The following is a 20,433-nucleotide window of genomic DNA, read 5'->3' on the forward strand; positions in this document are numbered from 1 at the left end:
TGTACCGAACCCTGCGGAAGGCCGACCAGCGATGACATCGACCCGGGCCGAGATCGTCCTCGTACGCGGTGACATCACCGAGCAGACCGTGGACGTCATCGTCAACGCAGCCAACTCCTCACTCCTCGGCGGCGGCGGGGTTGACGGCGCGATCCACCGGCGCGGCGGCCCCGCCATCCTGGACGACTGCCGCAAGCTCCGGGCCTCGCGGTACGGCAAAGGCCTGGCGACCGGGCAGGCGGTCGCCACCACGGCCGGGCGACTGCACGCCGGCCATGTGATCCACACCGTGGGCCCGGTCTGGTCGAAGACCGAGGACCGGAGCGCGCTGCTCGCCTCCTGCTACGAGCAGTCCCTCGCGCTCGCGAAAGAGCTGGGCGCCGAGACCATCGCCTTCCCGGCGATCTCGACGGGCATCTACGGCTGGCCGATCGGCAACGGGGCCGAGATCGCGATCCGCGTGGCCCGCGAGCACGGTGGCGCTCCGCTGCGCGAGATCCGTTTCGTGCTGTTCGACGAGACGGCGTACCAGGCGTTTGCGCAGGTCCTGGGCGGCTGAGAGGCCGAGCTCGGCAGAGCCGCCGCGCCGACTTCCGATGTGACCGGATCCGCTCAGGGAGCTGAGCCCGACCGCGCGATATCGGCCACCTCGCCCACCGGGTTCTTGTGAGCCCGCCGCTGTCACGCCCCCACGAACCGGCTTGATCAAAGCACCGTATGTCGTTGTATCCCGGTCGAGTTGATCGCTGCGCTCCGGTGGCAGGGCGCCGAGGTGGGCCGCAGAAGCCCTGCCGCCCCGCTGGCGGAAATGCGTCGACATGTCGTCACTCGTTTCGACCAACATCATTACCCGCTGGTTCACTTGCCCGGCAGGAGCCTCTCGCCACCCGATCGGGTGAATCCGTGGGCTCCTTCTTTGGCGCATGCGCCCCGACGGAAGGGACCAGGATGTCGACCGCTGCGTACCGGCAACAGCCCGAGCAGCCGACGGGCCGGGCACAGCTCAGCCTGGGGATCGCCGCCGCGCGGAACCTGGCGACCACCACCAAGACCGTCCCGCAGATGCAGGGCGTCAGCTCCCGGTGGCTGCTGCGCATGCTGCCCTGGGTGGAGGTGAAGGGCGGCGCGTACCGCGTCAACCGGCGCCTGGTGTACGAGGTCGGCGACGGCCGGGTCACCTTCGTCCAGGAGGGAACCGCGGTCCGGGTCGTCCCCGCTGAGCTGGGCGAACTGCCGCTCCTTCGCGGCTTCGACGACGACGAGGCGCTGCGCGCGCTCGCCGACCGGTGCCGGCAGCAGCAGTACGGTCCCGGCCAGGTGATCGCCGAACAGGGCGGGGCCGTCGACCACGTCTATCTGGTCGTGCACGGCAAGGTGGAGAAGGCCGGCACCGGACCGTACGGCGAGGCGACCCGGCGCGGCGTGCTGTCCGACGGCGGGTTCTTCGGCGGCCAGGCGGTCGCCGAGGAGCCGGGGGAGTGGGAGTTCACGGCACGCGCGATGACGGCGTGCACGGTGCTGGCCCTGCCCCGGGCCGCGTACGAGGAAGTGGCCGGGCGGAACGAGCAGTTGCGGGACCACGTCCGTCGGCGCCAGGACGAGAAGGCAAGGCCGCAGAACAAGAAGGGCGAGGCGAACATAGCCCTCGCCTCCGGCCACACCGGCGAGCCGGTCCTTCCGGGAACCTTCGTCGACTACGAACTGACGCCCCGCGAATACGAGTTGAGCGTGGCCCAGACGATCCTGCGGGTGCACAGCCGGGTCGCCGACCTGTACAACGACCCGATGGACCAGGTCGAGCAGCAACTGCGGCTGACCATCGAGGCGCTGCGGGAGCGGCAGGAGTCGGAGCTCGTCAACAACCCCGAGTTCGGGCTGCTGCACAACGCCGACCACAGCCAGCGCATCTCCACCCACTCCGGCCCGCCCACCCCGGACGACATGGACGAGCTGCTCAGCATGCGGCGCGGCACCAAGGCGTTCTTCGCGCATCCCCGCGCCATCTCCGCGTTCGCCCGCGAATGCAACAAGCGGGGCCTCTCGTTCGACAGTGCCGATGTGGGCGGCCACGCCGTTCCCGCCTGGCGGGGCGTGCCGATCCTGCCCTGCGGCAAGATCCCCGTCTCCGACGAGGGAACCTCCGCCATCCTCGCGATGCGCCTGGGCGAGGCCGAGGAAGGGGTGGTCGGCCTGCGCCAGACCGGTATCCCCGACGAGTACGAGCCGGGCCTCAACGTGCGGTTCATGGGCATCAACGACCAGGCCCTGATCTCCTACCTGGTCAGCACGTACTACTCGGCCGCGGTCCTCGTGCCCGACGCGCTGGGTGTCCTCGAAAGCGTCGAGGTCTTCCACAGCCCGTCCTGACGACAGGCCGTCCTGACGACAGGCCGCCCTGATGCAGCGTCAGCCCGTACCGGGAAGGCGCAGCCGCCCTGACGAAGACGTCGACCAGCGCGAACGGAGAGCAGAACCCGTGTCACAGCTGTCCCGGATGACCGCGCCCACGGCCCGCCACCACACGGCGCGGCTCGTGGCCGGGCTCCTCGGCCATCGCCAGGAACACGCCGCTCCGAAGGTGCTGCCCGCAACCGCCCCGCGCCCGGCGGGCACCGCGACACCCCTGCCCACGGGGCCGACCGGTCTCGGCACGTCCGCCGCCCGCATCGCCGCGAAGAAGGCGGCCGCCGGCAGCGCGGAAGCGCGCGCCACCGGAGTCCCCGAGCTGTACTGCCCGCCCGCGATGCGGGACGACCCGGCGCTCGGCCAGGAGGTGAACGACCGCCTGGTGAGCTGGGCCGAAGAGGCCGGCCTCTATGCCGGACGGCTCGACCGCGTACGCGCGGCGGACTTCGGACGGCTCATGATGCTGGCCCACCCCGACACCGACGACCCGGACCGGCTCCTCGCCGCCGCCCGGTGCGCGCTGGCGGAGTGGGCCACGGACGACTACTACTGCGACGACGAGACCATGGGGTCCCGGACCGAACTCCTCGGCTCGCAGCTCGGTCTCGCCCACGCGGCCCTCGACCCCGCCCACCTCCCGGCCCGTTACGCGTCCGGGTGGGAAGCGGACCTGGGCGCCGACCCCGTACGGGTCGCCCTGCGCTCGGCGCTCCACCACCTGGCCGGATATGCCGACTCCGCCCAGCTGGCCCGGCTCCGGCACGAGGTCGCCGTCCTGTTCGTCGGCTACGGACAGGAGGGTTCCTGGCGCTCCCGGGGCCACATGCCCACCGTCCGCGAATATCTGGCGCACCGTCAGATCAACAGCTTCCTGCCGTGCATCGCCCTGGTCGATGTGGTGAGCGGCCATCCGCTGACGGCCTCCGAGTACGCCGATCCCCGGGTCCGCCGCGCCGTGACGATGGCGGGCACGGCCGGCACGCTCGTCAACGACCTGTACTCGATGACCAAGGAACACCAGTCCTCGGGCGTGGAGTTCAACCTGCCGACCGTGATCGCCGAGGAAGAGCGGTGCTCGCCGGGCGAGGCGGTGGAGCGGAGCGTGGAGATCCACGACGAGCTGGTGCGCACCTACGAGACGGAGGCCGCGGCCCTCGCCGTCACCGGATCGCCCCAGCTGCGCCACTTCCTCGCGGGGGTGTGGGCCTGGCTCGGCGGCAACCGCGAATGGCACAGCGGCAGCCTCCGCTACAACGACGCCTGAGCCCCCCTCCACCTCGTCGCCACCCTCCGCGGCCACCCGACTCTTGTCCCCCCGCGGTACGACCGCACCCAAGTAAGGAGCCTCCATGACCACCACCCCAGCCCCCGCCGGCGTGCTGCGCACCGCCTACCAGAAGGCCGTCGCGGAGTACTGGAACAACGAGCAGGACCCGGTCAACCTGCGCCTGGGCGATGTCGACGGCCTCTACCACCACCACTACGGGCTCGGCGAGTACGACCCCTCCGTCCTGGAGGGCCCGCAGGAGACCCGCGACGCTCGCATCGTCGAGGAGCTGCACCGCCTGGAGTCGGCGCAGGCCGACGTCCTCCTCGACCACCTCGGCCCCGTCGCCCCCGGCCAGCGCCTCCTGGACGCCGGATGCGGCCGGGGCGGCAGCAGCATCATGGCCAACGCGCGCTTCGGCTGCCAGGTCGACGGCGTCTCCATCTCCCAGTCCCAGGTCGACTTCGCCAACGGCCAGGCCCGCAAGCGAGGCGTGGACGGCAAGGTGCGCTACCACTTCGGCAACATGCTCGACACGGGCTTCCCGACCGGCGCCTTCCAGGGGATCTGGAACAACGAGTCCACCATGTACGTGGATCTCTTCGAGCTCTTCTCCGAGCACGCCCGCCAGCTGGCCTTCGGCGGCCGCTACGTCGTCATCACGGGCTGCTACAACGACGTCACCGGCGGCCGCTCCAAGGCGGTCAGCCGCATCGACGAGCACTACACCTGCAACATCCACCCCCGCAGCGCCTACTTCAAGGCGATGGCCGCCAACGGTCTCGTTCCGATCAACGTCGTCGACCTCACCGCCGACGCAATCCCGTACTGGGAGCTGCGTGCCCAGTCCTCCCTGGCCACCGGCGTAGAGGACCCCTTCCTGACGGCGTACCGCGAGGGCAGCTTCCACTACCTGCTGATCGCCGCCGACCGCATCTGATCCAGCGGCGCGGGCGACCGGGGGCTTCCCCCGCCCCTGGCCCCGCGAGGTCGATGTCGGATTTTCGCCAGCCGGGGCGGGGGGCCGTGCCCGATGCTTGACACATGCCCACCGTCGCTCCCGCCCCGATGCACACCGACACCGAGCGCTGCGTACGCGCCGTCCAGTCCAAGGACGCGCGCTTCGACGGCTGGTTCTTCACCGCCGTCCTGACCACCCGCATCTACTGTCGGCCCAGCTGCCCGGTCGTGCCGCCGAAGGTCGAGAACATGACCTTCTACCCCAGCGCGGCCGCCTGCCAGCAGGCCGGATTCCGGGCCTGCAAGCGGTGCCGCCCCGACACCACGCCCGGCTCGCCGGAGTGGAACGCCCGCGCCGACACCGTCGCCCGCGCCATGCGCCTCATCCGGGACGGAGTCGTGGACCGCGAAGGCGTCCCCGGGCTCGCGGCCCGGCTCGGCTACAGCGCCCGCCAGATCGAGCGCCAGCTGCTCGCCGAGCTCGGCGCGGGCCCCCTCGCCCTGGCCCGCGCCCAGCGCGCCCAGACCGCGCGGCTGCTCATCGAGACGACCCCGCTGCCGATGGCCGAGGTCGCCTTCGCCGCCGGGTTCTCCTCGATCCGCACCTTCAACGACACCGTCCGCGAGGTGTTCGCGCTGGCCCCGACCGAGCTGCGGGCCCGCGCCGCGCGAGGCATCGCCCGCCAGACACCGGGCGCGATCACCCTGAGGCTGCCCTTCCGCGCCCCGCTCACCCCGGACAACCTCTTCGGCCACCTCGCCGCGACGGGCGTGCCCGGCGTCGAGGAGTGGCGCGACGGCTCGTTCCGCCGCACGCTGTCCCTGCCGTACGGGCACGGCATCGCGGAGCTCACCCCGCAGCCCGAGCACATCGGATGCGTGCTGCACCTCACCGACCTGCGCGACCTCACCATCGCCATCAGCCGCTGCCGCTGGATGCTCGACCTGGACGCCGACCCCGTCGCCGTGGACGACCGCCTGCGCACCGATCCGCTGCTCGCGCCGCTGGTCGACAAGGCGCCGGGGCGCCGGGTGCCGCGTACGGTCGACGCCGCGGAATTCGCGGTGCGGGCGGTGCTCGGCCAGCAGGTATCGACGGCCGCCGCCCGCACCCACGCGGCGCGTCTCGTCGTCGCCCACGGCCAGGCCGTCGACGACCCGGCGGGCGGTCTCACCCACCTCTTCCCGACGCCGGCCCGGCTGGCGGAGATCGACCCGGAGACGCTGGCCCTGCCGCGCAGCCGCCGCACCACCCTCACCACGCTGGTGGCCGCGCTCGCCGACGGCACCCTCAAACTCGGCATCGACAGCGACTGGGACCTGGCCAGGGCCCAGCTCATGGAGCTGCCAGGCTTCGGGCCCTGGACCGTCGAGGCGATCGCGATGCGGGCCCTCGGCGACCCGGACGCCTTCCTGCCCACCGACCTCGGCATGCGCCGCGCCGCCCAGAACCTGGGCCTGCCCTCCACCCCCGCCGCCCTCACTGCGCGCGCCGCCGCCTGGCGACCCTGGCGGTCCTACGCCGTCCAGTACCTCTGGGCGACGGAAGCCCATGCCATCAACCACCTTCCCGCCTGAGGGAGTTCAGCCGTGCACACCACCCACACCGTCATCGACAGTCCCTACGGCCCGCTCACCCTGGTCGCCACGGACGGCGTCCTCAGCCACCTCTACATGGAAGGCCAGCGCCACCGGCCCCCGCAGGAGACCTTCGGCGAGCGGGACGAGGACGGCCCGTTCCCGGAAGTCATCCGCCAACTGGCGGCGTACTTCGCCGCCGAACTGACCGAGTTCAAGCTGGACTTGAACCTCCAGGGCACCCCGTTCCAGCAGCGCGTCTGGCACCAGCTCCAGCAGATCCCGTACGGCGAGACCCGCTCCTACGGCGAGCTGGCCGAAGCCCTCGGCAACCCGAACGCGTCGCGCGCGGTGGGCCTCGCCAACGGCAAGAACCCGGTAGGCATCATCGTCCCCTGCCACCGGGTGATCGGCGCGAACGGCAGCCTGACCGGCTACGGCGGCGGACTCGACCGCAAGCAGCGGCTGCTGGCCTTCGAGCGGGGTGAGGGGGAGGACGCGCTCTTCTAGGGCGAGGTGAGGGAACGCCCTGTCGATTACCCGGGAGGTAATCGCTGTGGGCGGTCGGGGCGGCCGAGAATGTGATCACTCCGCGTCGACGCGCGGACTCCGAACGGAGGTCGGCCATGTCTTCGAGCACGCCCGCGATCACCCGCTCCGCGGTGGAGGAGCTACTGCGCCGGATCGGGGAGGGAGACGCCGAGTGTCCTCGCGGGTGCACCGGTGGCGGATCCACGGGGAGCGCTGACGTCGGGTAGTTGTGTGCGAGGCGCTGGTCACCCCCGCCCCCGTTCCTCCTTCACAGGGACAACTGACCGAGCCCCCGCAGGAGTTGGGGCAGTGCGGTGCCGATCGGCTCGCGTACGATCTCGTCGGCCAGCGCGTCGTACGGGGTCGGATCGGCGTTCACGATGATCAGCCGGGCGCCTCCGTCCGCCGCGATCCCCGCGAGGGAGGCGGCCGGCTGGACCTGGAGCGTCGTGCCGACCGCGATGAAGACCTGGCACGCCTTGGCGATCGTCATCGCCTGGGCGAGCACCTCGGGGTCGAGCCGCTCGCCGAACATGACGGTCGCCGCCTTGAGGATGCCCCCGCACACCGTACACGGCGGATCCGCCTCGCCCGCCGCCACCCGCGCCAGCGCCTCGTCCATCGAGGACCGTGCGTGGCAGCGGGTGCAGTTCACCGCCCGCGCGGTGCCGTGGAGTTCGAGGACCTTGCGCTCCGGGAAACCCGCGCGCTGCTGCAGCCCGTCGATGTTCTGAGTGATCACCCGAACCGGCACGCCGGACTTCTCGAACTCGGCGACCGCCCGGTGCGCGGCGTTCGGCTCGGCCTGGACGGCGGGGCTGTCCCGGCGCATCAGCCAGGACCGGCGCCGGATCTCCGGATCGGCCATGTAGAAGTCGTACGTCACCAGCTTCTCGGCGTCGGGATCGCGCCGCCACAGACCGTTCGGCCCGCGGTAGTCGGGGATCCCCGAATCGGTGGAGAGGCCGGCACCGGACAGAATCGCGACGAGTGGCTTGCTCATGCCGGGAGCGTAGGGGGGCTCCGGGGAAGGGAGCGAACGGATTTCGGCACGCCCCTTCCGGGCGCGGGGCCCCGCTGGGGCCACCTACCCGCCCACCCCCCACCGCACCGCGCCGACCAACCCCAGCACCACAACCGGGCACGCCCACCACCATGGCACCGCCCGCCGCACCGACGGGGCGAGCCACATCGCTGCCGATCCGGCGGCCGCGCCGATCGTGAACACACACGACAGCACGATCGCGGCGTACGCGCTGTCGTCCCACGTGCCGGACGGGCGGATGGTCAGGGCCGTCCAGCAGAAGTACGCCGCTATGAGGGTGAGCAGGGTGAGGGGGACGGCGATGAGCACGCGGAGGAGGCCGCCGTCGTCGTCCGCGGGGACAGGGGTGGTCATGGGCGCGGTGCGGTCCTTGCATCGTTCCGGAGGTTCGGAGTTTCGGAGGTTTGGACGTTCGGAGGTCCGGGAGGGGGCTTCAGGGGATCCCGCGGCGCCCCCTCCGGGAGCGGAAGGCCGCTCACACCACGCGGTGGCCGTTCTCCAGCTCCACCGTCCCGCGCCCCTCCAACAGGACGTCCAGCGCGGCCAGTACGCGGTGGCCCAGGGCGCCGGGCAGGTGGGCGAGGAGGTCTTCGCGGGGGACCAGGCGCCAGGAGAGGAGTTCCTCCTCCTGGAGCCGGATCGCCTGCAGGCGGTCCTCGTCGAGCACCCCGCCGTCGTAGACGTACGCCACGATCGGCGGGCGCGCCTTGCCGTGCGCCCAGTCCACCGCGAGCAGGCGGCCCAATCGCACGTCGAGGCCGATCTCTTCGAGGGTCTCGCGGCGGGCCGCCCCGCGCGGGGTCTCGTCGGTGTCGGACTCCACGGTGCCGCCGGGCAGCGCCCAGCCTTCGCGGTAGTTGGGCTCGACGAGCAGCACCCGGTTCTCGGCGTCCAGGAACAGCGCGGCGGCTCCGGAGAGTACGCGGGGGAGTCCGGCGATGTAGGCGGCGTAGTCGTTGTCGGCGGCTGTGGCGTTGTCGGTCGTCATGAGGTGAAGGGTAGGGGGCCTGGTCAGGGGGCTGCCTCGGCGTAGTGGGGCTCATCCCCGCTGGGCCTGCGGCGGGCCCGAACCGTCTTCACCCGTACGGGACTTGGCGGCCCGGCGCAGTCGGTAGTGCCGGGCGGCGCCCTGCTCGGTGATCGCGTCGCCGACCATCGCCCGTACCGCGTCGCCCAGACCGTGCAGGGCGCCGTGGCGGGACGGCCCCGCGCCCGGGTCCTCGCGCAGTTCCTTCACCAGGGACCAGCACAGGCCCAGCATCACCAGGACGAAGGGGAGTGCGACCAGGATCGTCGCCGTCTGGAGGGACTTGAGGCCGCCCGCGACGAGCAGGACCGCCGCGACGGCCGCCATCAGCACGCCCCACATCACCACGAGCCAGGTCGGCGGGTGGAGCGACCCCCGGCTGGTGAGCGAGCCCATCACCAGCGACGCCGAGTCGGCGCTGGTGATGAAGTACGTCATGACCAGGGCCATCGCGATGTACGAGGTGACCGTGCCGATCGGCAGCGCGTCCAGCATCGCGAAGAGCGAGGCCTCGGCGCCGTCCTTCACCGCGCCGGCGAGGTCGGCCGCGCCGGTGGAAGCGAGCCGGATCGCCGTGCCGCCCATGACGCAGAACCAGATCACCGTCGCGCCGCTGGGCACGAGCAGCACCCCGATGAGGAACTCGCGGATCGTACGGCCGCGGGAGATCCTGGCGATGAACGTGCCGACGAACGGTGCCCAGGACAGCCACCAGGCCCAGTAGAAGACCGTCCACGCGCCGAGCCACACCCGGTCCGTGAAGGCGCCGGTGCGGCTGGCCATCGGGAGCAGGTCGTGCAGATAGCCGCCGATCGAGGCCGGGATGGTGTCGAGGACGTAGACGGTCGGGCCGAGCAGGAAGACGAAGAGCATCAGCACCGCGGCGAGCACGATGTTGATGGTGGACAGCCACTTCACGCCCTTGTGCAGGCCCGAGAAGGCGGAGAGTACGAAGGCCGCCGACAGCGAGGCGATGATGACGAGCTGGGTGGTTTGGGAGTTGTTGACGTCCGAGGTGATGTCCAGGCCTTCTGCGACCTGGAGCGCGCCGAGGCCGAGGCTCGTCGCGGTGCCGAAGACGGTCGCGAAGACGGCGAGCAGATCGATGCACTTGCCGGGCCAGGCATCTGCCCGGCGTTCCCCGATGAGCGGCACGAACGCGGAGGACAGCCGGTTGCCCCGCTCCTTGCGGAACCCGGCGTAGGCGAGCGCGAGCCCCGCGATGCCGTAGATCGCCCAGGGGGTGAGCGTCCAGTGGAAGAAGGAGTACTCCAGGGCGGTGCGCGCGGCATCGCCCGTGCCGGGCTGAGCGCCGGTCGCCGGGGGCGGGCTCAGGAAATGGGTGAGCGGTTCGCCGACCCCGTAGAACATGAGGCCGATGCCCATGCCGGCGCTGAACATCATCGCGATCCAGGCCAGGTTGGTGAACTCCGGCTCGGAGTCGTCGGCGCCCAGCCTGATCCGCCCGTACCGGCTGATCGCGAGGACCACGCACAGCACCAGGAAGACGTCGGCGGCGACCACGAAGAGCCAGGCGAAGTTGTCCAGGACCCAGGCCAGCGCCGTCGAGGAGGCGCTGTCGAACGAGCTCTTGCCGAGCGCCGCCCAGCCGACCACGGCCACCACCGCGAGCACACCGATCGTGATCACGGTGTGGTCGGGGGAGGGGGCGGCGGCCGGGGGAGAACCGCCCGACGGGGCGCCGGAGCCGGAATGATCGATCGAATCCATCCTCATGTCGGCCCACTATGGTGTGGAATCTATGCATTTTGTGGGGTGGCGCGCCGTCCGTGGACCCTGGCAGCTATGGGCAGGTGCGCGCCGGGCGGATAGGGTCTGAAGCGGCGCGACTGCCTGTTCGAAAGCAAGGGATAGCAAGGTGACGGACGGCGCAGTTTTGGAGACCGCCCGCGTACTCGTGGCGGCGGACAAGTTCAAGGGCTCGCTCACGGCCGTACAGGTCGCGGAGCGGGTGACGGCCGGGCTGCGGAGGGTCGTCCCGGATCTGCGGGTGGAGACCCTGCCGGTCGCCGACGGCGGCGACGGCACGGTCGCGGCCGCGGTGGCGGCCGGATTCGAGCGCCGCGAGGTCCGGGTCACCGGCCCCGTCGGCACCCCGGTGACCGCCGCGTACGCGGTACGCGACGGTGTGGCCGTGGTCGAGATGGCGGAGGCCTCCGGGCTCCAGCACCTTCCCGAGGGCGTCTTCGCGGCGCTCACCGCCACCACGTACGGCTCCGGCGAGCTGCTGCTCGCGGCCCTCGACGCGGGCGCGCGGACCATCGTGTTCGGCGTCGGCGGCAGCGCGACGACCGACGGCGGCGCCGGCATGCTGGCCGCGCTCGGCGCCCGCTTCCTGGACGCCGCGGGCGAGCCCGTCGGCCCCGGCGGCGGCGCCCTCGCGGGCCTCGCCACGGCCGACTTCTCGGGCCTCGACGCCCGCTTCAAGGACGTGGAACTCGTCCTCGCCAGCGACGTCGACAACCCGCTGACCGGCCCGAAGGGCGCCCCCGCGGTCTACGGCCCGCAGAAGGGCGCATCGCCCGAGGACGTGGCGACCCTGGACGCGGCCCTGGCCCACTACGCCAAGGTCCTCGAAGGCGTGCTCGGCGCGAAGGCCGCCGAGGCCGCGCTCGCCCCGGGCGCCGGTGCGGCCGGCGGCATCGGCTACGGCGCCCTTGTCGCCCTCGACGCCGCGTTCCGGCCCGGCATCGAGGTCATGCTGGACGTGCTGGGCTTCGCGCCCGCGCTGGCCCGGGCCACCCTGGTGATCACCGGCGAGGGCTCGCTCGACGAGCAGACCCTGCACGGCAAGGCCCCGGCGGGCGTCGCCGCGGCGGCCCGTGCGGCCGGTATCGAGGTCGTCGCGGTGTGCGGCCGCCTCCTGCTCCAGCCGGGGCAGCTCGGCGAGGCGGGCATCCGCCGCGCCTACGCGCTGACCGAGCTGGAGCCGGACCCGCCCCGGTGCATGGCCAACGCGGGTCCCCTCCTGGAGCAGGTCGCCCAGAACATCGCGCGCGACTTCCTGCGGTAGCCCGTCGTACGAGAACGGCCCCCGTCGCACATCGCGGCGGGGGCCGTTCTGTCGTTCCCCGAAGCCGTGCGGGAGCCACGCGCATGCACGTCTCCATCCCATATGAGACACTGGTGTCTCATTCGATACTGGAGTGTGTCATGACGCCGCCCCTCGACCCCCGGCGCTGGGTCGTCCTCGCGATCCTTTCCGGCAGCCTGCTGCTGATCGCCATGGACACCACGATCCTGAACGTCGCCTTCCCCTCGCTGGTCAGCGACCTGCAGCCCAGCTCCGTGCAGCAGCTGTGGATCATCGACGTCTACGCGCTCGCGCTCTCCGGACTGCTGGTTACGGCCGGTGCGCTCGGCGATCGCTGGGGGCGCAAGCGGCTGCTGCTCGCCGGTTTCGCGATCTTCGCGCTCGCCTCGCTGATGGCGGTCTTCGCGACCGAGGCCTGGCAGGTCATCGCCGCCCGGGCGCTCCTCGGCGTCGGCGGCGCGGCGATCATGCCGTCGACCCTGTCGATCCTGCGCGATGTCTTCACCGACGCCCGCGAACGCGCCCTCGCGTACGCCGTGTGGGCCGCCGTCTTCGGTGGCGGCATGGCGCTCGGGCCGGTGGTCGGCGGGCTGCTCGTCGAGCAGAACGGCTGGCAGTCCGCGTTCCTGATCAACATCCCGGTCGCCCTGGTGATCATCGCGTTCGGCGCCTGGATGCTGCCCGAGTCCCGACAGCCGCGGGAGGGCCGCTGGGACTGGTGGGGCGTGGGCCAGTCCATCGTCGGCATGCTCGCTCTGGCCGGCGGCATCAAGCAGCTCGGCAAGGGCGGTCCCACCGACCCCATCGCCTGGACGCTTCTCGTGGTGGCCGCCGTCGCGCTGACCGTCTTCGTCCGCCGCCAGCTGCGGCTGCCCCAGCCGCTGCTGCACGTGAGGCTGTTCACCAACCGCTCGTTCAGCATCGCCGCCGCATCGATCTTCCTCGGGATGATCGCGCTCGGCTCGGCGCTGTTCCTGGTGACCCAGTGGTTCCAGTACGGCCAGGGCTACAGCCCGCTGGAGGCCGGCATCCGGCTGCTGCCCGCGCCGCTCGGTCTGGTCGTCACCTCGCTTGTGACCCCGGTCCTGATGCACCGGCTGCCGATCCGGCACGTCATCGGCGGCGGGCTGCTCCTGATGACCGCGGGCCTCGCGCTGCCGTGGCTGTTCCAGCAGTCCGGGCCGCTGGCCTACCCCGGGATCGCCGTGGCGCTCGGCGTGCTCGGCTGCGGTGTCGGCGTCGCGACCACGGCCGCGTCGGTGACCCTGATGGCCTCCACCCCGAAGGAGCACGTCAGCGGGGCGGCAGCCGTCGAGGAGACCTGCTACGAACTGGGCGCGGCCATGGGCGTCGCCATCCTCGGCAGCGTCGCGGCGACCCTGTACCGGACGCATCTGCCGGAGCTCGACCTTGACGGGGCCGCCACGGCGTCCGTACGGGACTCGGTCGGCGAGGCGGCCCATGTGGCCGGGGAGATCGGCGGACCGGCCGGGGCGCTGCTCCTGGAGAAGGCGTCCTCGGCGTTCACCTCGGGCATGACACCGACGTTCCTGCTCGCAGCGGCCCTGCCGCTGGCCGCGGCCGCGCTGGCCTGGGCGAAGATCCCGGTCGACCTCCGCCCCACGGAAAACGCCCACTGACCCCCGCCGCCTCGCCCCGCCCCGGGCCCCGAGCACCCCGGGCGCGGGCCGGGCAGGCCCGTTTCTCGCACAGTTCCCCGCGCCCTCACCCCCCGGTCGGGTGCGGGCCGTGGTCGCTTTTCGCGCAGTTCCCCGCGCCCCTGAGACCCGCCTTCGTCCGCGGGCTCAACTCGCGTCTCGCGCAGTTCCCCGCGCCCTTGACGGGACTCGTGCCGAGCGGATCGCGCAGTCCCCCGCGCCCCTGAAACCCGCCTGCGTCCGCGGGCCGTACTTGCGTCTCGCGCAGTTCCCCGCGCCCCTTGGCCGCGCCGGTGCTGGGGCGCCTACAGCCCGTCCGGCGTTTGAGGACGAGCGCCCTCAAGGCGCGATCGGGGGTGTGGGGGCGGAGCCCCCGCCGGTTCCGGACGGGAGGCACACCCCGCAGCCGAACACCCAGCACGCCCCCGCGGACGCGGAAAGGCATACGGAAAGGGGCCCCGGGTTCAAGAACCCGGGGCCCCTTTCCAGCACCGTGAGGAACTACGGCAGCTGCGCCGCACGCGCCTCGCGGCGGTTGTCGCGGAAGGTGTTCACCCGGCGGGCCGTCGCGAAGAGGGGGATCGTGGCGGCCAGGACGATCTGCAGCGCACAGCCGGTCTGGAGCAGCATCTGACCGCCCGGAGCGTCGAACGCCCACGCCGCGAGCAGACCCATCGCACCGATGATCCAGCTGAGCATCGCCACCGCGAGGATGCCCCGCGGCTTGGGGTACTCGACCCGGCTCACCATCAGCCAGGCGACTCCTATGACGGCGAGCAGCGTCGGGACGAACGGCAGCTCCAGCAGGACGATCGAGACGACCGTCAGGGCGCCGAAGGGGCTCGGCATGCCCTGGAACATGCCGTCCTTCATCGTCACGCAACTGAAGCGCGCGAGTCTCAGCACCACGGCGAGCAGCACCGTGATCGCGGCGACCGCGGCGACCCGCTGGTGGGCGTCGTCCGCGACCATGCCGTACACGAGCACGAAGTAGGCCGGGGCGAGCCCGAAGCTGATCAGGTCGGACAGGTTGTCCAGCTCGGCACCCATCGGGGAGCTGCGCAGCTTGCGGGCGACCAGACCGTCACACAGGTCGAAGATCGCCGCGAGCAGCATCAGGATCACGGCGGTCGCGGCGGAGTGCCGCGCCATGCCGGTCTCCTGGCTGCCGGAGAGGTGCGGGATGAGGATGCCCGTGGTGGTGAAGTACACCGCCATGAATCCGCACGTGGCGTTGCCGAGCGTGAGCGTGTCCGCTATCGACAGGCGCAGTGACAGCGGCATCTCCTCGACGTCGTCCTCGGACTCCGTCTCGGGGACCCAGCCGGCCTGCGTCTCGGGATCAATCACGGTCAATTCGAGTCACCCCCGCCGTGGTGGCCTGCCCGACCTCGACCGCGACCTCGACACCCTCGGGGAGGTAGATGTCGACCCGCGAGCCGAAGCGGATCAGGCCGATGCGCTCGCCCTGCTCCACCTTGGTGCCCTGGGGGACGTACGGCACGATGCGCCGCGCGACCGCGCCGGCGATCTGCACCATCTCGATGTCGCCGAGCTCGGTGTCGAAGTGCCAGACAACGCGCTCGTTGTTCTCGCTCTCCTTGTTGAACGCCGGAACGAAGCCACCGGGGATGTGCTCCACCGAGGTCACCGTGCCCGCGAGGGGCGCGCGGTTGACGTGGACGTTCAGCGGGCTCATGAAGATCGCGACGCGGGTCCGTCCGTCCTTCCACGGCATGATGCTCTGCACCACACCGTCGGCGGGGGAGATGACCCGCCCCTGCGTGATCTCACGCTCGGGGTCGCGGAAGAACCACAGCATGCCCGCCGCGAGGGCGGTGGTGGGGACGGCCACGATCGCGGCGCCCTTGGAGCGGCGCGAGCGGGCCAGGCTGAGGGCTGCGGTGGCGACGGTCGGCAGAAGCCACGGCGATGCTCCGCGAGCAAGGCGTCCCTTGAGGAAGCCGTCGCGTGGTGCAGAGGTTTGGCTGTGGGGCATGGATGACCTTCGTAGCGGATGATGCCGCGCTGGCAACGGGGGACGGCGGCAGGTTTACCGGCGATGGTATCGGTTGCGAGCCGCAACTGGGCAAGCCAGAAGCCGAGTCGGCGGCCGGAAGACGATGACAGGGTGTGATGTTCTTCGCGGCCAAACCGACTCAAAAGCGACAATCAACCCTGGAACCGGTACTCCTCAAGAAGTCGGCGGCCAATGATCATTTTCTGGATCTCGGCGGTACCTTCACCGATGAGCAGCATCGGCGCCTCGCGGTACAGGCGCTCGATCTCGTACTCCTTGGAGAAGCCGTAGCCGCCGTGGATGCGGAAGGCGTCTTCCACCACCTCCTTGCAGTACTCGGAGGCGAGGTACTTCGCCATCCCTGCTTCGAGGTCGTTTCGTTCCCCGGAGTCCTTTTTGCGTGCTGCGTTCACCATCATCGCATGGGCGGCTTCGACCTTGGTAGCCATCTCGGCGAGCTTGAACTGAATCGCCTGGTGCTGGGCGATCGGCTTGCCGAAAGTGTGCCTTTGCTGGGCATACGAGACACCGAGCTCAAATGCACGCTGAGCGACTCCGCAGCCACGGGCGGCGACATTGACGCGGCCGACCTCGACGCCGTCCATCATTTGGTAAAACCCTCGGCCGGTGACCCCGCCGAGGACCCGATTGGCCGGAATGCGCAGTCCGTCCATGACCAGTTCGGTCGTGTCGACGCCCTTGTAGCCCATCTTGTCGATCTTGCCGGGGATGGTCAGGCCGGGGCGGACCTCGCCGAAGCCCGGCTCCTTCTCCACCAGGAAGGTCGTCATCGACTTGTGGGGCGCGGTGCCCTCGGGGTGTCCTTCGTCACTCCGGCACAGAACGGCCACCAGTGATGACGTTCCGCCGTTGGTCAGCCACATCTTCTGGCCGTTCAGGACGTACTCCTCGCCGTCCTTGACGCCCTTCGACGTGATCGCCGACACGTCCGAGCCGAGCGCCGGCTCCGACATCGAGAACGCGCCGCGCACCTCGCCCAGCGCCATCCGCGGCAGGAAGGTGTCCTTCTGTTCCTGGGTGCCGTGCTGCTTGAGCATGTACGCGACGATGAAGTGCGTGTTGATGATGCCGGACACCGACATCCAGCCACGCGCTATCTCCTCGACGCACAGTGCGTAGGTGAGCAGCGACTCCCCGAGGCCGCCGTACTCCTCGGGAATCATCAGGCCGAACAGGCCCAACTCCTTGAGCCCCTCGACGATCTGCGTCGGGTACTCGTCCTTGTGCTCCAGCTGGGTCGCGACCGGAATGATCTCCTTGTCGACGAAGTCCCGCACGGTGGCCAGGATTTCCTGCTGGACGTCGGTCAGACCGGCGGTCTGCGCGAGACGGGCCATGGCTAGTTCTTCTCCCGCAACTCGGGGCGGCCGGGCTGTTCGCCGCCGCGCTCCTTGATGTACGTCTCGGTCGGCACCATCACCTTGCGGCGGAAGACGCAGACCAGAGTGCCGTCCTGCTTGTAGCCCTTGGTCTCGACGTAGACGATCCCGCGGTCGTTCTTCGACTTCGAGGGGGTCTTGTCGAGGACCGTCGTCTCGCCGTAGATCGTGTCGCCGTGGAAGGTCGGCGCCACGTGCCGCAGCGACTCGATCTCCAGGTTGGCGATCGCCTTGCCGGAGACGTCCGGCACGCTCATGCCGAGCAGGAGCGAGTAGATGTAGTTGCCCACGACGACGTTCTTGCCGAAGTCGGTCGTGTTCTCCGCATAGTTGGTGTCCATGTGGAGCGGGTGATGGTTCATGGTGAGCAGACAGAAGAGGTGGTCGTCGTACTCGGTGACCGTCTTTCCGGGCCAGTGCTTGTAGACGGCTCCGACTTCGAACTCTTCGTAGGTGCGGCCGAACTGCATGATTCTTACGCCTCCGGGGCTTCGAACGTCGTGGTGCGCTGCATGCCGGCGGCCCGGCCCTTGCCGGAGATGACCAGCGCCATCTTGCGGCTGGCCTCGTCGATCATCTCGTCGCCGAGCATCGCCGAGCCCTTCTTGCCGCCTGCCTCGGAGGTGCACCACTCGTAGGCGTCGAGGATCATCTCGGCGTGGTCGAAGTCCTCCTGCGAGGGCGAGAAGATCTCGTTCGACGCCTCGACCTGGCCCGGGTGCAGCACCCACTTGCCGTCGAAGCCGAGGGCGGCCGCACGCTTGGCCACCTCGCGGTAGCCGTCCACGTTGCGGATCTGGAGGTAGGGGCCGTCGATCGCCTGGAGGTCGTTGGCGCGCGCGGCCATCAGGATCTTCATGAGGATGTAGTGGTACGCGTCGGCGCCGTACCCGGGCGGCTGCTCGCCCACGACGAGGGACTTCATGTTGATGGAGGCCATGAAGTCGGCCGGGCCGAAGATGATCGTCTCGGTACGCGGCGAGGCCTCCGCGATCGCGTTGACGTTGTTCAGGCCGCGCGCGTTCTCGATCTGCGCCTCGATGCCGATCTTGCCGACCTCGAAGCCCATCGTCTTCTCGATCTGGGTGAGCAGCAGGTCCAGGGCCACGACCTGGTCGGCCGTCTGCACCTTCGGCAGCATGATGCAGTCGAGGTTCTGGCCGGCGCCCTCCACGACGGTGACGACGTCGCGGTACGTCCACTCGGTCGTCCAGTCGTTCACGCGCACGACTCGCGTCTTGCCCGTCCAGTCGCCCTCGTTGAGGAACTTGACGATGGTGTGCCGCGCCTCGGGCTTGGCGAGCGGGGCGCAGGCGTCCTCCAGGTCGAGGAAGACCTGGTCGGCGGGCAGGCCCTGGGCCTTCTCCAGGAAGCGGGGGTTCGACCCGGGGACCGCGAGGCAGGAGCGGCGCGGACGGAGACGGTTGACCGGGGTGACAGGGGTGCTCATGCGGGGACCTCCAACGGGTCGAGCTTGTTCGCTTTCCGGATCTCGTCGACGATACGGCCGATGATCTCCGTGATACCGAAGTCCTTAGGGGTGAAAACGGCGGCAACGCCCGCCTTGCGCAACTCCTCGGCATCCGCGGGCGGAATGATCCCGCCCGCGATCACCGGAATGTCGGGCGCGCCCGCCTCGCGCAGCCGCACCAGGACGTCCGGGACGAGTTCGGCGTGCGAGCCGGACAGGATGGACAGGCCCACACAGTGCACGTCCTCGGCGAGGGCGGCGCTCACGATCTGCTCGGGGGTCAGCCGGATGCCCTGGTAGACCACCTCGAACCCGGCGTCGCGCGCCCGCACCGCGATCTGCTCGGCGCCGTTGGAGTGCCCGTCCAGGCCCGGCTTGCCGACCAGCAGGCGCAGCCGCCCGGAGCCCAGGTCCGAGGCCGTCCGCGCCACCTTCTCGCGGACCAGAGCCAGCGGCGTGCCCTCCTCGGCGGTGACCGCGACCGGCGCGGAGGAGACGCCCGTGGGCGCCCGGAACTCGCCGAACACCTCGCGCAGCGCCTCGGACCACTCGCCGGTGGTGACCCCGGAGCGCACGCACTCCAGCGTCGCCTCCATGAGGTTCCCGGTGCCCTGGGCGGCCTCCTTCAGCTTCTCCAGCGCCTTGCAGGGCCGCGGGTGGTTGAAGGGCGGCTGGTAGCGGGTGTCGCGCCAGTTCTTGAGCGAGGCGACGACGCGGGCCTCGACGGCCGGGTCGACCGTCATGATCGCGCCGTCCAGGTCCGCGGTGAGCGGGCTCGGCTCGGTCGCCTGGTAGCAGTTGACGCCGACGATCTTCTCGTCACCGGCCTCGATGCGGGCCCGGCGCTCGGCGTGCGAGGAGACGAGCTGCGACTTGAGGTAGCCCGACTCGACGGCGGCGAGCGCCCCGCCCATCTCCTGGATGCGGTCGATCTCGGCGAGGCACTCCTCGACGAGGGTGTCCACCTTGGCCTCGATGACGTGGGACCCGGCGAAGATGTCCTCGTACTCGAGCAGATCGCTCTCGTGCGCCAGAACCTGCTGGATGCGCAGCGACCACTGCTGGTCCCAGGGGCGGGGAAGGCCCAACGCCTCGTTCCAGGCGGGGAGTTGGACCGCGCGGGCGCGGGCGTCCTTCGAGAGCGTGACGGCCAGCATTTCGAGCACGATCCGCTGGACGTTGTTCTCCGGCTGGGCCTCGGTCAGGCCGAGCGAGTTGACCTGGACGCCGTAGCGGAAGCGGCGCTGCTTGGCGTCCTCGATCCCGTACCGCTCCCGAGTGATCCTGTCCCAGATACGGCCGAAGGCGCGCATCTTGCACATCTCCTCGATGAAGCGGACGCCCGCGTTCACGAAGAAGGAGATGCGCGCCACGACATCGCCCTTGCGGTCCTCCGGGATCTGGCCCGACGCGAACACCGAGTCCAGGACGGCGATCGCGGTGGACATCGCGTACGCGATCTCCTGGACCGGGGTGGCTCCCGCCTCCTGCAGGTGGTAGCTGCAGATGTTGATCGGGTTCCACTTGGGGATGTTGTTGACGGTGTAGCAGATCATGTCGGTCGTCAGCCGCAGCGAAGGGCCCGGCGGGAAGACGTGCGTCCCGCGCGAGAGGTACTCCTTCACGATGTCGTTCTGGGTGGTGCCCTGGAGCTTGGTGATGTCCGCGCCCTGCTCCTCGGCGACCACCTGGTACATGGCGAGCAGCCACATGGCGGTGGCGTTGATCGTCATCGAGGTGTTCATCTGCTCCAGGGGGATGTCCTGGAACAGCCGCCGCATGTCACCGAGATGGGACACCGGGACCCCGACCCGGCCGACCTCGCCGCGGGCGAGGATGTGGTCGGGGTCGTATCCGGTCTGCGTCGGAAGGTCGAACGCGACCGACAGACCTGTCTGACCCTTGGCCAGGTTGTTGCGGTAGAGCTCGTTGGACGCCTCGGCGGTCGAGTGACCGGCGTACGTCCGCATGAGCCACGGCCGATCCTTCTGACGCTCTGTCATGAGTGTTTCCCG

General features: G+C 70.5%; 18 protein-coding genes. 8 read left to right on the forward strand and 10 right to left on the reverse strand.

Annotated elements, in window-relative coordinates; translation table 11 throughout:
- The first annotated feature begins 31 nt into the window (after positions 1–31).
- The 6 genes from ABD346_RS13940 (at position 32) to ABD346_RS13965 (ending at position 6,721) form a co-directional block, all read left to right on the forward strand.
- Positions 32–559, forward strand: coding sequence for an O-acetyl-ADP-ribose deacetylase (locus ABD346_RS13940; RefSeq protein ID WP_344374889.1), 528 nt, complete (start codon positions 32–34; stop codon positions 557–559).
- 389 nt (positions 560–948) lie between these two features.
- Positions 949–2,367: a family 2B encapsulin nanocompartment shell protein gene (locus ABD346_RS13945; protein ID WP_344374891.1), complete on the forward strand. Its 1,419-nt coding sequence runs from the start codon at positions 949–951 to the stop codon at positions 2,365–2,367.
- A gap of 109 nt (positions 2,368–2,476) precedes the next feature.
- On the forward strand, positions 2,477–3,670 hold the full coding sequence (locus ABD346_RS13950; RefSeq protein ID WP_344374893.1) for a family 2 encapsulin nanocompartment cargo protein terpene cyclase: 1,194 nt from the start codon (positions 2,477–2,479) through the stop codon (positions 3,668–3,670).
- 85 nt (positions 3,671–3,755) lie between these two features.
- Positions 3,756–4,613 carry a geranyl diphosphate 2-C-methyltransferase gene (locus ABD346_RS13955; RefSeq protein ID WP_344374895.1) on the forward strand — a complete coding sequence of 286 codons (858 nt, stop codon included), beginning with the start codon at positions 3,756–3,758 and terminating at the stop codon, positions 4,611–4,613.
- Between the two features lie 128 nt (positions 4,614–4,741).
- Positions 4,742–6,211, forward strand: a complete 1,470-nt coding sequence (locus ABD346_RS13960) for an AlkA N-terminal domain-containing protein (RefSeq protein ID WP_344375143.1) — start codon at positions 4,742–4,744, stop codon at positions 6,209–6,211.
- Positions 6,212–6,223: 12 nt separating this feature from the next.
- Positions 6,224–6,721: a methylated-DNA--[protein]-cysteine S-methyltransferase gene (locus ABD346_RS13965; RefSeq protein WP_344374897.1), complete on the forward strand. Its 498-nt coding sequence runs from the start codon at positions 6,224–6,226 to the stop codon at positions 6,719–6,721.
- A gap of 289 nt (positions 6,722–7,010) precedes the next feature.
- On the opposite strand, the gene ABD346_RS13970 is transcribed toward ABD346_RS13965, so the two are convergent.
- From ABD346_RS13970 to ABD346_RS13985, 4 genes are all read right to left on the reverse strand, one after another.
- Positions 7,011–7,745: an SIR2 family NAD-dependent protein deacylase gene (locus ABD346_RS13970; RefSeq protein WP_344374898.1), complete on the reverse strand. Its 735-nt coding sequence runs from the start codon at positions 7,743–7,745 to the stop codon at positions 7,011–7,013.
- An 84-nt stretch (positions 7,746–7,829) separates the two neighbouring features.
- Positions 7,830–8,141, reverse strand: coding sequence for a hypothetical protein (locus tag ABD346_RS13975; protein ID WP_344374900.1), 312 nt, complete (start codon positions 8,139–8,141; stop codon positions 7,830–7,832).
- Between the two features lie 121 nt (positions 8,142–8,262).
- Positions 8,263–8,775 carry an NUDIX domain-containing protein gene (locus tag ABD346_RS13980; RefSeq protein WP_344374901.1) on the reverse strand — a complete coding sequence of 171 codons (513 nt, stop codon included), beginning with the start codon at positions 8,773–8,775 and terminating at the stop codon, positions 8,263–8,265.
- A 51-nt stretch (positions 8,776–8,826) separates the two neighbouring features.
- Positions 8,827–10,551 carry a BCCT family transporter gene (locus ABD346_RS13985; protein WP_344374903.1) on the reverse strand — a complete coding sequence of 575 codons (1,725 nt, stop codon included), beginning with the start codon at positions 10,549–10,551 and terminating at the stop codon, positions 8,827–8,829.
- 142 nt (positions 10,552–10,693) lie between these two features.
- On the opposite strand from ABD346_RS13985, the gene ABD346_RS13990 reads away from it, so the two are divergent.
- Both ABD346_RS13990 and ABD346_RS13995 read left to right on the forward strand, forming a co-directional pair.
- Positions 10,694–11,848: a glycerate kinase gene (locus ABD346_RS13990; RefSeq protein ID WP_344374904.1), complete on the forward strand. Its 1,155-nt coding sequence runs from the start codon at positions 10,694–10,696 to the stop codon at positions 11,846–11,848.
- A gap of 140 nt (positions 11,849–11,988) precedes the next feature.
- Positions 11,989–13,509 carry an MFS transporter gene (locus tag ABD346_RS13995; RefSeq protein WP_344374906.1) on the forward strand — a complete coding sequence of 507 codons (1,521 nt, stop codon included), beginning with the start codon at positions 11,989–11,991 and terminating at the stop codon, positions 13,507–13,509.
- 519 nt (positions 13,510–14,028) lie between these two features.
- Here ABD346_RS13995 and pssA read toward each other — a convergent pair.
- The 6 genes from pssA to ABD346_RS14025 all read right to left on the reverse strand — a co-directional run bounded on the left by pssA (position 14,029) and on the right by ABD346_RS14025 (position 20,421).
- On the reverse strand, positions 14,029–14,883 hold the full coding sequence (pssA, locus tag ABD346_RS14000; protein ID WP_344374908.1) for a CDP-diacylglycerol--serine O-phosphatidyltransferase: 855 nt from the start codon (positions 14,881–14,883) through the stop codon (positions 14,029–14,031).
- On the reverse strand, positions 14,870–15,526 hold the full coding sequence (locus ABD346_RS14005) for a phosphatidylserine decarboxylase (RefSeq protein ID WP_189963308.1): 657 nt from the start codon (positions 15,524–15,526) through the stop codon (positions 14,870–14,872). Before ABD346_RS14005 ends, pssA begins: the two co-directional genes overlap by 14 nt.
- 173 nt (positions 15,527–15,699) lie before the next feature.
- Entirely contained in the window at positions 15,700–16,905 is a 1,206-nt protein-coding gene (locus ABD346_RS14010; protein ID WP_344374911.1) for an acyl-CoA dehydrogenase family protein, read from the reverse strand.
- A 2-nt stretch (positions 16,906–16,907) separates the two neighbouring features.
- Positions 16,908–17,417, reverse strand: a complete 510-nt coding sequence (locus ABD346_RS14015; protein ID WP_189963304.1) for a MaoC family dehydratase — start codon at positions 17,415–17,417, stop codon at positions 16,908–16,910.
- 5 nt (positions 17,418–17,422) lie between these two features.
- A complete protein-coding gene (locus tag ABD346_RS14020) occupies positions 17,423–18,397 on the reverse strand; it encodes an HpcH/HpaI aldolase/citrate lyase family protein (RefSeq protein ID WP_344374912.1) in 975 nt (324 codons plus the stop codon).
- Positions 18,394–20,421, reverse strand: a complete 2,028-nt coding sequence (locus ABD346_RS14025) for a protein meaA (RefSeq protein WP_344374914.1) — start codon at positions 20,419–20,421, stop codon at positions 18,394–18,396. Before ABD346_RS14025 ends, ABD346_RS14020 begins: the two co-directional genes overlap by 4 nt.
- Positions 20,422–20,433: the final 12 nt, after the last annotated feature.

It is taken from the genome of Streptomyces mauvecolor, assembly GCF_039532965.1.
GTDB lineage: Bacteria > Actinomycetota > Actinomycetes > Streptomycetales > Streptomycetaceae > Streptomyces > Streptomyces violascens.